A 15054-nucleotide genomic window follows, 5' to 3' on the forward strand; every position below is an offset into this window, starting at 1 on the left:
GGGTTAGTTCAATGCAAGATCAAACACCACTCTTCAGTGGCCTTCTACAACATGTCAATAATAATCCCATTCCTTTTCACATACCAGGGCATAAAAGCGGAAAAGGTATGGAACAGACTTTTAAAAAATTTATTGGTAAAAACGCGCTAGCAATCGACCTAATTAATATTAGCCCATTAGATGATCTTCATCACCCAAACGGCATGATTAAGGAAGCTGAGCAGCTTGCTGCAAAAGCTTTTGGAGCTGATTTCACTCTCTTTTCAGTGCAAGGCACAAGTAGTCCTATTATGGCAATGGTATTAAGCGTTTGTCAACCTGGTGATAAGATTATTGTACCACGCAATATTCATAAATCTGTGACGTCAGCATTAATTTTTTCTGGGGCAGTTCCTATCTTTGTTCATCCTGAGTTAGATAATAGACTCGGTATTGCTCACGGCATTACACCAGACTCTGTTCAGCATGCTATTGAAGAGCATCCCGATGCCAAGGCTGTCTTTGTCATTAATCCAACATACTATGGGGTTGCAGCTGATTTGAAGAAAATTGTTGCAATTGCACACCATCATCAGATCCCAGTTTTAGTAGATGAGGCCCACGGCGTCCACATCCATTTCCACGATCAGCTTCCTTTGTCAGCAATGCAGGCTGGAGCTGATCTCGCTGCGACAAGTGTGCATAAACTTGGTGGATCCATGACGCAAAGCTCAGTATTAAATGGCAAAGAGGGGCTGATATCAAAAGAGCGCGTGCAAACCGTGCTCTCAATGCTTACGACCACTTCAACCTCCTATCTCTTGCTCGCATCACTTGATGTCGCCAGAAAACAACTTGCAACACAAGGAAATAAATTGTTAGCTGATACGATTATACGTGCCGAGCAGCTACGCGAACGAATTAATGAGCTATACTACTTATATTGCCCAGGTGCTGAAATTTTAGATACATCAGCAACCTTTGATTTTGATCCGACTAAAATCCTTATTTCTGTTAAGCAACTTGGGATAACAGGGTATGAGGCCGAACAGTGGTTAAGAGATACATTTAAAATTGAAGTAGAACTTTCTGATATGTACAATATCCTTTGCATCGTTACGCCTGGGGATGGTGAACAGGAGATAGAGCTTTTATTGAAGGCATTGAAGCAATTAATTCTATCCTTTAAGGATCAAGCAACAGAACGTCTTATTCAAGTCAGTACTCCTCCTATACCGGCTTTAAGCATCTCACCAAGGGAAGCTTTTTATGCCGAAACAGAGCAAATAGACCTATCTGAAGCAGCTGGCCGTATCAGTGCAGAATCAATTATGATCTACCCACCAGGTATCCCTATCTTTATTCCAGGTGAGATCATTACAGAAGATAGCCTTTCCTATATTAAAGAAAACATTGAAGCCGGACTTCCTGTTCAAGGTCTAGAAGATGACAAACTTGAGAAGATTCACGTCATTAAAGAAATGCACGCTATTAAATAGTGTCTTTTGTTAAAACGCTCTGCTTAAGTTTAATAGTGCTATCACTTATACAAAATGGAACTTCAAATTATGAAGTTCCATTTTGGAATATCCCCCAATTAACCTAACACTTTTTTTCATCAAATAGCGTTGATTACGCAAATGTTTGTATGTCTCCAGCAAAAAAGAGCCGCTAACACCCAAGGGCACAAGCGTGCACGGCCTCGGGCTCACAGGATGCGAGTCAGCTCTTTTTTGCTTCCATCTAATATTGGGAAATTATCTTACCAATGCTATTTGATATACATCCACTAACTCCCCGTTTGTTAAACTACTTTTCGGATTAAACATCATCCAAAGTAATAATGAAATTAAACCGCCAAACATAAGATCCACACTTATTACCCATCAAATCATTAATTTAGCTTTGTGAAACTTTCCTAGTCTTCTATATTCATTATTTGTTGTTATAGAAGCGTGGTCATTTTCCACACCTTAAACATTAAATGATAACTTAATGTTACAAGTTAGTTAGCTAACGTCTGAATTTGCTTCGGGTTAATTATTTTATAACCTTGCTCACGCAAGCCCTCTACTATTTCAGGGAGAGCTTCATACGTCCAAGTTCGATCATGCATTAATAGGTTAGCACCATTTCGCAATTCTGGTGCAGAAAGGGTTGCATTGACTAACGCATCCTTGTCTTGGTACTCAGCTTCCCAGTCATGCCCTTGCGTCCAGTTCATTTTCACCATATTTTCTTCCTCAACTATTTGATTAGAAGAGTCCGTATTAACACCAAATGGCGCTCTGAAGAATTTAGGGCGCTCCCCAATAATATCTTCAACAAGATTATTTAATTCCACAATCTCTTTTCGCTGCTCTTCCTCTGTCAGTTCATTTAAGTTCGGGTGTGAATACGTATGATTACCGATCATAAAACCCAAATCAAAGATTTGCTTTAAAACTTGACGCTGGTCCTCCGTTTGTAGAAAATGACCATTTACAAAGAAAATTGCTGGTGCATCTAGGTCTGCTAACACTTGGGCCATTTCTAAAGCATGTTTGTCCGGCGCATCGTCAATGGTTAACAGGACTACTTGCTCGGTAACCTCTTCATTAATAGGCTCGACTGTCCATGTTACTTGGTTTACTTCATAATTCATTTCAAATTCCTCTTCCAAATTAGCTGCGGAGTCAATTTCTTCATCCTCAGCATCGTTATCAATTGAATCATCTTCATCAAGCTCTGGTGCTAGGCTAACCTCTTCACTATCATCTGGCTCTTCATTTGGCAACTCTGGTGCTTCATCTGTTCCATTACTAGCACAACCAAGTAATAAAAGAGCTGCAAAGAAAAAAAGGATAAGTTGTTTTACTTTTAATTCCATCATGTAAACTCCCTGTAGTTGTTGTATTTAAATTTCTTACTATAATTAGCTTACCTTATTATTTAAACAAAATAAAACAAAAACACCGGAATTCTAAAGAATTCCCGGTGTTTTATTGTTATTTAACAATGTGAATTGGTGTTCCCATTGCTACTTCTGCTGCTTCCATCGTAATCTCACCTAAAGTCGGGTGAGCATGAATTGTAAGGGCAAGATCCTCAGCAGTCATACCTGTTTCAATTGCTAAACCTAATTCTGAGATCATATCACTCGCATTAGCACCAGCGATTTGCGCGCCTAATACTAGGCCATCCTCTTTGCGTGTAACTAATCTCACAAAGCCATCACCACTATTTAATGATAATGCACGTCCATTAGCTGCAAATGGGAATTTAGAAGATGTCACATCATAGCCCGCTTCCTTCGCTTCTGCTTCTGTGTAGCCAACAGTCGCTAGCTCTGGATCAGAGAACACAACAGCAGGAATACCATTGTAATCAATAATTGATTTCTCACCAGCAATTGCTTCAGCTGCGATCTTGCCTTCATACGAAGCTTTGTGAGCTAACGGAGGACCAGCAACAATATCACCAATTGCATAAATATTATCAACACTTGTGCGACATTGCTCGTCAATTTTAACTAAGCCGCGATCAGTCATGTCAATACCAACTTGTTCTAAACCAATTTCGCCTGTGTTAGGATAACGTCCTACTGTTACAAGAACATAATCAGCTTCAATTGTTTCTTCTTTACCTTTAGCTTCATACGTAACCTTTACACCAGTATCAGTGACTTCTGAGCTCTTTGCCATGGCATTCGTGACAATCTTAACATTCTTCTTTTTCAAATGACGCTTAACAATCGAAGACATATCCTTTTCGAAACCGCCAAGGATATCATCCATACCTTCAAGAATCGTTACTTCTGTACCGAAATTAGCATATGAGGTACCTAATTCAGTTCCTACATAACCGCCACCAATAACAATAAGCTTTTTCGGAATTTCTTTAAGATTTAAAGCGCCTGTTGAGTCAAGAATACGGTCAGAATACTTAAATGAAGGAATCTCAATTGGTGTCGATCCTGTCGCAATAATACAGTTGTTGAATGTATAAGTTTGTGAGCTTTTATCATCCATAACACGTACTGTATTTTTATCAACAAAATACACTTCACCACTTACAATATCAACTTTATTCCCTTTTAATAAGCCCTCAACACCAGAGGTAAGCTTATGAACAACACTTGACTTCCACTCTTGCACCTTACTGAAATCAACTGTAACGTTTTCTGCTTTTATGCCCATTACATCAGAACCATGTGCTTCTTCAAAGCGATGACCTGCCTGAATAAGAGCTTTTGAAGGGATACAGCCTACATTTAAGCAAACTCCCCCTAATGCACCTTTGTCTACAATTGTTACTTTTTGACCTGTTTGAGCAGCGCGGATGGCAGCTACATAGCCACCTGGTCCTGCACCGACAACAAGAGTATCTAATTCAATTGGAAAATCTCCTACAACCATATTCGATTACGCCTCCATCATAATTAATTGTGGATCGTTTAATAAACGTTTCACTTGGTTTAGAGCATATTGAGCAGTTGCACCATCAACAATACGGTGATCAAAGCTTAATGAAAGTGTTAACACTGGTGCTACAACAATCTCACCATCTTTGACAACTGGTTTCTCTGCAATACGCCCAATACCTAGAATAGCCGCTTCAGGGTAGTTAATAACAGGTGTAAACCATTGACCACCCGCAGAACCAATGTTTGAAATTGTGCTTGAAGCACCTTTCATATCGTCAGCAGAAAGCTTACCATCATGAGCTTTTTTAGCAAGTTCATTAATTTCTTTAGAAATATCAAATATTGATTTTTTGTCCGCATCTTTAACAACCGGGACAAAAAGACCTTTGTCAGTGTCAGCTGCAATACCGATATTATAATAGTGCTTATAAACAATCTCATCAGTTTCATCGTCGATTGAAGCATTAATAATTGGGAATTGCTTTAGTGCTGATACTAACGCCTTAACAACATACGGTAAATATGTTAATTTAATATCTTTTTCGGCTGCGATGGCTTTAAATTTCTTACGGTGCGCTACTAATTCAGTTACATCAATTTCGTCATGTAAAGTCACATGAGGTGCTTTGTGCTTAGAATTAACCATTGCATTTGCAATTGCTTTACGAATACCAGACATTTTTTCACGCGTCTCTACAAGATCACTACTTGTAGCTGCTGGTTTAGTTGCTTGCTTCGCTTCCTTAGTCTCTTTTGAGGTAGACTGAGCTTCAGTTGCTTTAGCTGGTTCAGCTTGTTCTACTCTCTGATCACCACTTAAAAATGCCTCTACGTCTGATTTTAAAATTCGGCCATTCTTTCCAGAACCTTTAACATCGGCAATAGTCACACTATTATCACGAGCAAACTTCCGTACTGAAGGCATTGCAATAACTCTCGCATTACTGTTTGAGCTTTCTTCAGACTTAGTAGCGGTTGCCTGCTCTGATTTTGCTTCTGCTTTCGGTGCCTCACTTACTTCTTCAGACTCATAACCTTCTGCAAAAATTGAAATAATCGTTTCACCAACAGTCGCTACTGCTCCCTCATCAAAGTGAACCTCTTTCACTGTACCACTTACTGGTGATGGGATTTCCACCACTGCTTTATCATTTTGAACTTCGCATAATACATCATCTTCATTAATCTCTTCGCCTGCTTTGACAAACCACTTGACGATTTCACCTTCATGAATACCTTCACCAATGTCAGGTAATTTAAATTCAAAGACGCCTTGACCACTATTAGCCTCAGACTCAGCGCTTAAGCTCTCATTCGCTTCTGAGCTAGCATCATCTTCGTAGCCTTCTGCATCAATCGAAATGATTGTCTCACCTACAGTTGCTACTGACCCCTCATCAAAATGAACCTCTTTCACTGTACCACTTACTGGTGATGGGATTTCTACAACTGCTTTATCATTTTGAACTTCACATAGTACATCATCTTCGTTAATTTCTTCGCCTGCTTTGACAAACCATTTTACGATTTCGCCTTCGTGAATACCTTCACCGATATCAGGCAATTTAAATTCAAACGCCATTATTGCTAACCTCCCTGGATAATTTAATCCTCTTAATAGTTAATTACGTCATTTACTTTTTCGACGATATCGTTATGGTTTGGTAACCAAACCTCTTCTGCTTGTGTAAATGCATAAACTGTATCAGGAGCAGTCACACGTAAAACAGGAGCTTCTAAATGTAAAATAGCACGCTCTTGTATTTCTGCAACAATTTGCGCCGCAATACCAGCAACACGCTGTGCTTCCTGCACAACCACAACACGGCCGGTCTTTTTAACAGATTCAACAATTGTATCAATATCTAGTGGAGCAACTGTACGTAAGTCAATAACTTCTGCGCTTACACCATTCTTCTCCAACTCTTCTGCTGCTTTAACAGAAGCTTGAACCATAGCTCCATAAGCTATTAATGTTACATCTGTTCCTTCACGCGTAACTTTTGCTTTGCCTAATTCAACTTCATATGCTTCCTCAGGCACCTCATCTCGGAATGAACGATATAATTTCATGTGCTCTAAAAAGATAACCGGATCATTATCTCTAATAGAAGAGATTAATAAACCTTTAGCATCATATGGATTAGACGGGATAACTACCTTTAATCCAGGCTGTTGTGCCATTAAACCTTCTAAAGAATCAGCATGCATTTCAGGAGTATGCACACCGCCACCAAACGGTGAGCGAATAGTAATCGGAGCATTCATGGTGTTACCAGAACGATAGCGCATCCGTGCCATTTGACCGCTGATAGAATCCATAACCTCATAAACAAAACCAAAAAATTGGATTTCTGGAACTGGACGAAAACCTTGTGTAGCTAAACCAATTGCTAAACCACCAATACCAGACTCAGCTAGAGGTGTGTCAAAAACGCGGTCTTCGCCAAATTCAGCTTGTAAGCCTTCTGTCGCACGGAAAACCCCACCATTTTGACCAACATCTTCACCAAAAACGAGAACATTCTCATCATTTTTTAATTCTACTCGTAGTGCATCAGTAATTGCTTGAATCATCGTCATTTGAGCCATGATTTACTTCGACTCCTTTGCTTTATATTCTTCCATTTGCTCGTTAAGGTTTGCTGGAAGTGTTTCATACATATTCCCTATTAAATCAGTAACCTTTTGTTTCGGTGTATTATCAGCTTCTTTAATAGCTGCTTTAATTTCATCTTTAGCTCGTTCAATAACTGCGTTTTCTTCATCCTCAGACCAAATTCCTTTTTCCTCAAGGAATTTACGGAAGCGAACAAGTGGATCTTTCTTTTCCCACTCATTATCTAACTCTTCAGAACGGTAACGAGTTGGATCATCACCAGCCATTGTATGAGGACCATAACGGTAGGTTAGCATTTCAATTAATGTTGGTCCTTCGCCATTTACAGCACGTTCACGTGCCTCTTTTGTTACTGTGTAAACAGCAAGAACATCCATACCATCAACTTGAACACCTTCAATACCTGCTGCAACGGCTTTTTGTGCTAAAGTATCTGCTGCTGTTTGCTTTTCAACAGGTGTTGAAATCGCAAAACGGTTGTTTTGTACAATAAAGATGGCAGGTGAGTTAAATGCACCCGCAAAGTTCATTCCTTCATAGAAGTCCCCTTGAGAGGTACCACCATCTCCAGTATAAGTAATTGCTACGGATTTTTGCCCACGCTTTTGCATTCCCATTGCCACACCAGCAGTTTGAACATACTGGGCGCCAATAATAATTTGTGGACTTAAAGCATTAACACCGTCAGGGAATTGGTTCCCAATGTAATGTCCTCTTGAAAATAGAAATGCTTTATATAATGGTAGACCATGCCAGATTAACTGTGGCACATCACGGTATCCAGGCAAGATAAAATCTTCTTTCTCTAATGCAAATTGAGAACCTAACTGAGAAGCCTCTTGTCCTGCTGTTGGCGCATAGAAACCTAAACGTCCTTGGCGGTTTAAAGCGATTGAACGTTGATCTAAAATTCTTGTGTAAACCATTCTTGTCATTAATTCTTTCAATTCATCATCTGAAAGTTTAGGCATAGCTTCTTCATTAACAACCTTACCTTCTTCATCCAGAATTTGAAACGTTTTGAATTGCTCTGCAATTTTTTCATTTGTACGTTTCAAAAAAATCACCTCTTCCTTTCCTTATCCAGCTTTTTTATTGTGCTTTTTTAAAAAATATACTTAGCATAAATTGCACCTAAGCTTACGATACCCTTTCAAAACTTTTTTTAACCTAATAACCAAAAAGAAATACAAACTGTTATACAAAAAGTTTATGAAATGATTAGTACAATTTATCATCTGCTATTAGTTTATAACATCATTTTAAAACGGTCAATCACTTTGCATGAATAATCTTCAATAATTATTAAACTTTTTTGTTTAATAACTCTTTTTTGTGAACTGTTTCACTTTCTGGCAGTTAACTGTATCAATGACAAAATCGTTGTGTACTATTAATGTCCTGCTGTAATAAACTTTCCTAATTGATAGTGAACAACCTTTTAAGCCTTTCCACTTCCCTAAGTGTAAGCAACACTTTTCTTTTAAAAGGTATATAAAAAACCTAAATTCAACTATACATCTGTTAGTCAAATCTAGGTTTGCTTTTCTTTTTTATTCATAAGTAATATTTAAATCAGACTGATCATAAAATTCACGTTTTTGTTCATTAAATGCATCCGTCGCATCATTAAATGAAGTATTTGCTTCTTGAATGAGTTGATATTGGTCATTAATAAGGTTTACCTGTTCAGTATACGCTTCTTCTTGTAAATCATCTTGCATCAGCAATTCATATAGTTCTTGATCATATTCTAATGAAGCAACATAGACTTCATTTAATGTAACAAAAGCTTGATAACGCTCTTCCATTAAATCAACCAAGTTATTAGTTAATGCCACTAGTGATTCATCCTCCAAGTCACTTATTAGCTCTTCAATCTGGTCAAATTCGTCTTTAGAGGCTTGAATGCTATCCAATTCATTCTCTGTTAACGCTTTTCGACTTTCAATGGATTCAATAGCTTGCTGTGCTAAAGAAACAATTTCATCGAAATCTTCCATACCAAGCTCAGTAATTTGCTCATAAATCTCTTGTTCTTCTTGTTCAAGTTCATTTAATGGTTGTTGTTGAGCGACAAAATCCGCCTCTAATTGAACAGATTCCTCCATATGCTCATATATTTGCTCCTGTGTAGATTCTCCAGAACAAGCAACCAATAAAAGACTACTTAATAAAAAAAGACCTAACCATTTAACACGCACTTTCCTGCCTCCATTCTCTCTCCCATACTACTTTTCATATAGTAAAAATAGTATAACATAAGATAGCCACGTTGCATAAATTTTTTCAGATTTCGCTATCGTATTACAATTTCCCTGATTGCTTCTCAGATAAACCTAATAAGCACTACCTATGTTAATACCACTTTTTTAAAAACCAGATAACGTTAAAAAGAGCTTCCACCGTGAATTAAATGGTTCATATTTCTATCCTAGTGAATTATATCCCTTTTTAATCAGAATTGTGTTACACTATGTAACAGCAAAGTTCCAAATATCCCTCGGCGAGGTTAGCATATATGACTAAGCTATTTATCGATAAAGGAGTGCATAGCATTGATTACTATGAAGGATATTGTTCGGGAGGGACATCCCATTCTTAATCATTCTGCTAAGGATGTTTCAATTCCACCCACAGAGCAGGATATAGAAACATTAAAGAAGATGATTCAGTTTATAAAAAATAGCCAAGATGAGAAAATTGCTGAAGAATATGAGCTTAGAGCAGGTGTTGGTTTAGCAGCACCTCAAATAGGTCTTTCAAAGCGGATGATTGCAGTTCATTTTGAAGATTTTAATAACCAATTGTATAGCGACGGCTACTTTAACCCAAAAATAGTTAGTCACTCTGTCGAGTTCACTTATTTATCATCTGGTGAAGGCTGCCTTTCAGTTGACCGTGAAGTGGCTGGGTATGTTCCAAGGTATGCTCGTATCACGGTATCAGCGATTAATTTAGCGGGTGAGCATGTGAAATTGAGATTAAGGGGATATGCAGCCATTGTCTTCCAACATGAAATTGATCATTTAAACGGCGTCATGTTCTATGATCGCATTAATAAACAGGAGCCATTTCTTATCCCCGAACATGCAAAAGCTTGCGATGTTGATTAGAGATTTGTGAAGTTGGTAACCCTGGTGTATAACATTGATTCTTTCAGTGAAAAATACTAATTAATAAAGAATTGATTGGGAAATTAGTATCTTTCTGTTCCCAAACATGCTAATCCGTACTATACTAGTATTAAGAGGGTTGGATCGGATAATTGTTTTGCTTTTTGAAAGGAGCTGTTATACCATGTTAAAACGGCTAAAAGAAAAGCTACGAAAAAAATGGAAAAGGTTATTTAACCAGAATCGCGTTCCAAATGCTTAACCCATAGATTTAATATTTCCCCAAAAAAAATGCAAAATGCTATGTAATAACATTAAGGAGAGATGAAATGATTTTTAAAGTTTTATATCAAGAAAAGGCAGATGAAGTGCCTGTAAGAGAAAATACACATCGCTTATACTATGAAGCGACAAACGAGCGGCAAGTTAGGGTAGCACTAAAAGATCAACAAATTAATATTGAATACATTCAACCACTTGAAGGGGAACACCTTGCATACGAGAAGCGGTCTGAAGATTTCAAAGTGGAGAATATTTAGCATATGAAATTTGTTAAAAATGACCAAACAGCAGTTTTTGGTATTGGAGGTCTTGGTGAGATAGGAAAAAACACTTACGGTGTCCAATTTCAAGATGAAATTATCTTAATCGATGCCGGAATTAAATTTCCTGAAGACGAGTTACTGGGAATTGATTACGTCATTCCTGATTACACCTATCTCGTGCAAAATCAAGATAAAATAAAAGGCTTGTTCGTGACACACGGGCATGAAGATCATATCGGTGGTATACCCTACCTATTAAAAGAAATTAACATTCCTGTCTATGCAGGAAAGCTTGCGCTTGCTTTAATTAAAAACAAACTTGAAGAACACGGCTTACTACGCCATGCAAAGTTACACACTTATCAAGAAGATGATATTATTAAATTTAGAAAAACATCCGTAACATTTTTTAGAACAACACATAGCATACCAGACTCTTATGGGGTCGTGGTTAAAACGCCACCCGGAAACGTGGTGCATACTGGGGATTTTAAATTCGATTTTACGCCGGTTGGGGAACCAGCTAATCTAGCTAAAATGGCTGACATTGGTAATGAAGGGGTGCTTTGTTTACTGTCTGATAGTACAAATAGTGAAGTGCCTGGCTTTACAATGTCCGAACGAGTTGTGGGCGAAAGCATTAACGAAATATTTAATCGCGTGGATGGTCGGGTTATTTTTGCCACATTCGCATCTAACATTCATCGATTACAGCAGATGGTGGATGGAGCAGTTAAGCATAAACGTAAAGTTGCCGTTTTCGGTAGAAGCATGGAAGCCGCGATTACAATTGGACGTGAGCTCGGCTATATCAAAGCTCCTGATCAAACCTTTATTGATGCGCATCAAATAAACCGATTACCAGCCAATGAAGTAACCATTTTGTGTACAGGTTCTCAAGGCGAACCGATGGCAGCCCTCTCAAGAATTGCGAACGGTACGCACAGGCAAATTCAGATTATCCCTGGTGATACTGTCGTGTTTTCATCGTCACCTATCCCGGGTAATACCGTGAGTGTTAGTCGCATGATTAACATGCTTTACCGCGCTGGTGCAGATGTTGTTCACGGTTCACTTAATAATATCCACACGTCTGGACACGGTAGTCAAGAGGAACAAAAGCTCATGCTACGCCTATTACGTCCTAAGTTTTTCATGCCAATGCACGGTGAATACCGGATGTTAAAAGAACATACAAAATTGGCTGAAGCATGTGGTGTTGAGCCAGAAAACTGTTTCATTATGGATAATGGAGATGTCTTAGCACTAAGTAAGGATACTGCTGCTGTTGCAGGCAAGATCCCATCAGGATCTGTTTATGTAGATGGTAGCGGGATTGGCGATATTGGAAACATTGTTTTACGTGATCGCCGCATTCTCTCTGAGGAAGGCCTTGTTATTGTTGTAGTAAGCATTAATATGAAGGAATTTAAGATTGCCTCAGGGCCAGATATCATCTCTCGTGGATTCGTATATATGAGAGAATCAGAAGATTTAATTAATGAAGCACAGAAACTTGTTTCTTCACATATTAGTAAAGTAATGGAACGCCGCACAACGCAATGGTCTGAAATTAAAAACGAGATAACCGATACGATATCTCCATTCTTGTTTGAAAAGACAAAACGTCGACCAATGGTGTTACCAATTATTATGGAAGTATAGTAGGACGAATAAAAAAACTATCCCCGATAAGATAGACACTTATTATATGTCTACTTTATCGGGGATTTTTTAATTGTCCTTTGTTTTAAAAATTTAACAGACTAACTTTCGTTAAACTTTTTTTCTAGTTTATAAATATCAGCATCAGCTCCGATAATGACTAAAATATCTTCAATACTAATTGGATCATCACCACTTGGTGACACATTAATTTCTTTAGTAAGACCTGATTTTATCGCTACCACGTTACAACCATATTTAGCTCGAATATCTAAGTCCACTAGAGTCTTGCCTACCATCTTTTTACTTGCTTTAATTTCTACGATACTGTACTCATCTGAAAGCTCTATATGTTCAATTATATTATTAGATAATATACTGTGTGCAATTTTTTTTCCCATATCTCGTTCAGGATGAATAACTTGATCAGCACCAATCTTAAGCAAGACTTTTTCATGATAATCGTTTTGTGCCTTGGCTGTAATTCTCTTTATACCTAGTTCTTTTAACATCAGTGTAATTAATATACTAGATTGGATATCATCACCAATACCAACGATGACGTGATCAATATTTCTTAAACCTAATTCTTTTAAAACACGCTCATCAGAGGCATCTGCTATGACCGCATGTGAAGCTATATTGCGAAATTCAGTGATCTTCGCCTCGGTTTTATCTATCGCTAGAACACTCATACCTTGCTTACTTAGCTGCCTACAAACACTTCCACCAAATCGACCTAATCCAATAACAGCAAACTCTCGTTTCAAAGTATATTCCCTCCTTGACTATCCAAGGACTAGTTTAACATGATTAAACAACAAAGGAAATATTCTATTATTTCTTCACAAAAAAAAAAACGAGGCAACCCAAAGGATGCCCCAATACTCCTATAAAACCTCTAACATTTCAAACTGAGATTTTACCAGTCCATAATATTCGCCTTGCTGTGCAATAAGTTCCTCATGATTCCCCTGTTCCAGAATTCGACCATGCTCTAGAACAATAATATTATCTGCCTCTCTTATGGTTGACAAACGGTGCGCAATCATAATAGCAGTTCTCCCTTTTAGTAGCTTGCGCAATGCTTGTTGGATTTTCATTTCTGCCTCTGTATCAATACTAGCAGTTGCTTCATCTAAAATTAAAATTCTAGGATTAGCAAGTAGCGCTCTGGCAAATGAAAGCAACTGGCGCTCACCAGCAGACAAAATATTGCCTCGCTCCTCAACCTCAGTGTGATAGCCATCAGCCAGCCTTAGAATAAAGTCATGTGCACCCACAACTTTAGCTGATTCAATAACCTCTTCGTCACTTGCCTCTGGTCGGCCAAATCGAATATTCTCCATAATTGAGCCTGAGAAAATAAAGGTATCCTGTAGCACAACACTAATATTATTTCTAAGGCTAGCTAATTTCATATCCTTCAAATCATGACCGTCTACACTTACTATCCCTTTGGTAGGGTCATAGAAGCGACTAATCAGGTTAGCAATTGTTGATTTACCAGAACCTGTATGACCCACTAATGCTACGGTTTGGCCGGCTTTGATATTAATTGATATTTCATGCAAGGCAACCCGTTCCGAATCGTATGAGAATTGAACCCGATCAAAGGTTATGTTTCCTTTCATATCTTTAAATACTCTAGCGTTTTTCTTCTCTTTGACGTTTGGCTGCTCATCTAGAAATTCAAAGATCCGCTCTGAAGAAGCCATTGCAACAAGAAGTTGATTATAAATTTGTCCAAGTCTAGAAATCGGCTCCCAGAACATACCTAGATAAAATGCGAACGAGACAAATGTTCCAATTCCAATTGTATTATTAATGATAAGTGTAGACCCATATGCAATTAAAATAACTGTACCTATTGCATTACTCATTTCCACAAAGGGACCAAAGTAAGCACTCTTTTTCATTGCTAAACGTTCTTTTTCAAAGTTGTCGATATTAACCCCATCAAAGTACTCGGTATTTTCCTTCTCCTGCGAGAATGATTGCGTTATTCGAATACCTTGAATACTCTCATTTAAATGTGAGTTTAATCTTGATTTCTGAATTCGAACATCTTGCCAAGAACGTCTTATATTACGTCGCAATCTGGTTGAAATATAAAACATAATTGGTAGGATAATTAGCACTGCTAAGGCTAACTGTGGACTTAGGACAATTAAGATGGCAATAATTCCTATTAACATCATGACATCCATCAATAAATTGATAATCCCGTTAGTAAACAACTCCTGCAATGAATTAACATCATTTAAAATCCGAACTAAAATTGAACCCGCTGATCTTTTGTCGAAAAAATTATGTGACAGCCGTTGTACATGCGAAAACAATTGTTTTCTTAAGTCATGAATCGTTCTCTGACCAAGATTGTTAACGATTTTAATCCGGTAACGGTTAGCTAAATAATTAATTAAATAAAGAACTGTCGTAGAAATAATTAATGTTGTTAGCAATGTCACATCACCATCTTCAATTGCTCGACCGACTACCCACTCCCCAATTAGAATAGGTACCATTAACCTGACAATCATATTAACGAGCATAACGATGAACGCTGCGGGCAACAGTGTTTTTGCATACGGCTTTAAATACTCTAATAACCTAGCCATCTGTCGCCAGTTAAAAGGCTTTTCGACTGCATTCTCTTGTGGGTAATAAAACCGTTTGACATGTGCACTTGCATAACGATTATCTTTCACTTTAGCCATTATC

General features: G+C 37.9%; 12 protein-coding genes. 4 read left to right on the forward strand and 8 right to left on the reverse strand.

Annotated features, from left to right (window positions below; genetic code table 11):
- Nucleotides 1-11: 11 nt before the first annotated feature.
- The gene (locus BM000_RS02710; protein ID WP_091494555.1) at nt 12-1478 is read left to right on the forward strand and encodes an aminotransferase class I/II-fold pyridoxal phosphate-dependent enzyme; all 1467 of its coding nucleotides are present in this window, start codon (nt 12-14) and stop codon (nt 1476-1478) included.
- 506 nt (nt 1479-1984) lie between these two features.
- Here BM000_RS02710 and BM000_RS02715 read toward each other — a convergent pair.
- The 6 genes from BM000_RS02715 to BM000_RS02740 form a co-directional block, all read right to left on the reverse strand.
- Nucleotides 1985-2848 (reverse strand): polysaccharide deacetylase family protein, encoded by an 864-nt coding sequence (locus BM000_RS02715; protein ID WP_091494557.1) that lies wholly within the window; start codon nt 2846-2848, stop codon nt 1985-1987.
- Nucleotides 2849-2966: 118 nt separating this feature from the next.
- Nucleotides 2967-4376: a dihydrolipoyl dehydrogenase gene (gene lpdA, locus BM000_RS02720; RefSeq protein WP_091494559.1), complete on the reverse strand. Its 1410-nt coding sequence runs from the start codon at nt 4374-4376 to the stop codon at nt 2967-2969.
- A gap of 6 nt (nt 4377-4382) precedes the next feature.
- A complete protein-coding gene (locus BM000_RS02725; protein ID WP_091494561.1) occupies nt 4383-5966 on the reverse strand; it encodes a dihydrolipoyllysine-residue acetyltransferase in 1584 nt (527 codons plus the stop codon).
- A gap of 32 nt (nt 5967-5998) precedes the next feature.
- A complete protein-coding gene (locus BM000_RS02730) occupies nt 5999-6976 on the reverse strand; it encodes an alpha-ketoacid dehydrogenase subunit beta (protein ID WP_091494563.1) in 978 nt (325 codons plus the stop codon).
- Nucleotides 6977-6979: 3 nt separating this feature from the next.
- On the reverse strand, nt 6980-8062 hold the full coding sequence (gene pdhA / locus BM000_RS02735; RefSeq protein ID WP_091494565.1) for a pyruvate dehydrogenase (acetyl-transferring) E1 component subunit alpha: 1083 nt from the start codon (nt 8060-8062) through the stop codon (nt 6980-6982).
- 495 nt (nt 8063-8557) lie between these two features.
- Nucleotides 8558-9208 carry a YkyA family protein gene (locus BM000_RS02740; protein ID WP_091494566.1) on the reverse strand — a complete coding sequence of 217 codons (651 nt, stop codon included), beginning with the start codon at nt 9206-9208 and terminating at the stop codon, nt 8558-8560.
- A 354-nt stretch (nt 9209-9562) separates the two neighbouring features.
- Here BM000_RS02740 and def point away from each other — a divergent pair, with 354 nt between their 5' ends.
- From def to rnjA, 3 genes are all read left to right on the forward strand, one after another.
- The gene (gene def, locus BM000_RS02745; RefSeq protein ID WP_091494568.1) at nt 9563-10120 is read left to right on the forward strand and encodes a peptide deformylase; all 558 of its coding nucleotides are present in this window, start codon (nt 9563-9565) and stop codon (nt 10118-10120) included.
- 329 nt (nt 10121-10449) lie between these two features.
- On the forward strand, nt 10450-10659 hold the full coding sequence (locus BM000_RS02750) for a DNA-dependent RNA polymerase subunit epsilon (RefSeq protein WP_091494570.1): 210 nt from the start codon (nt 10450-10452) through the stop codon (nt 10657-10659).
- Nucleotides 10660-10662: 3 nt separating this feature from the next.
- Nucleotides 10663-12330 carry a ribonuclease J1 gene (gene rnjA / locus BM000_RS02755; RefSeq protein ID WP_091494572.1) on the forward strand — a complete coding sequence of 556 codons (1668 nt, stop codon included), beginning with the start codon at nt 10663-10665 and terminating at the stop codon, nt 12328-12330.
- Nucleotides 12331-12431: 101 nt separating this feature from the next.
- Here rnjA and BM000_RS02760 read toward each other — a convergent pair whose 3' ends face one another.
- Complete coding sequence (locus tag BM000_RS02760; protein WP_091494575.1) at nt 12432-13100, reverse strand: potassium channel family protein; 669 nt, start codon at nt 13098-13100, stop codon at nt 12432-12434.
- A 120-nt stretch (nt 13101-13220) separates the two neighbouring features.
- Complete coding sequence (locus BM000_RS02765; RefSeq protein ID WP_091494577.1) at nt 13221-15050, reverse strand: ABC transporter ATP-binding protein; 1830 nt, start codon at nt 15048-15050, stop codon at nt 13221-13223.
- Between the last annotated feature and the right edge of the window lie 4 nt (nt 15051-15054).

It is taken from the genome of Amphibacillus marinus (assembly GCF_900110345.1).
Classification (GTDB): domain Bacteria; phylum Bacillota; class Bacilli; order Bacillales; family Amphibacillaceae; genus Amphibacillus_D; species Amphibacillus_D marinus.

Bases quoted from the DNA above. Each gene is read 5' to 3' on its own strand.
- BM000_RS02710 (WP_091494555.1), top strand. From the start codon at position 12: ATGCAAGATCAAACACCACTCTTCAGTGGCCTTCTACAACATGTCAAT.
- BM000_RS02730 (WP_091494563.1), bottom strand. From the start codon at position 6,976: ATGGCTCAAATGACGATGATTCAAGCAATTACTGATGCACTACGAGTA.
- BM000_RS02750 (WP_091494570.1), top strand. From the start codon at position 10,450: ATGATTTTTAAAGTTTTATATCAAGAAAAGGCAGATGAAGTGCCTGTA.
- BM000_RS02725 (WP_091494561.1), bottom strand. From the start codon at position 5,966: ATGGCGTTTGAATTTAAATTGCCTGATATCGGTGAAGGTATTCACGAA.
- BM000_RS02715 (WP_091494557.1), bottom strand. From the start codon at position 2,848: ATGGAATTAAAAGTAAAACAACTTATCCTTTTTTTCTTTGCAGCTCTT.
- BM000_RS02765 (WP_091494577.1), bottom strand. From the start codon at position 15,050: ATGGCTAAAGTGAAAGATAATCGTTATGCAAGTGCACATGTCAAACGG.
- rnjA (WP_091494572.1), top strand. From the start codon at position 10,663: ATGAAATTTGTTAAAAATGACCAAACAGCAGTTTTTGGTATTGGAGGT.
- lpdA (WP_091494559.1), bottom strand. From the start codon at position 4,376: ATGGTTGTAGGAGATTTTCCAATTGAATTAGATACTCTTGTTGTCGGT.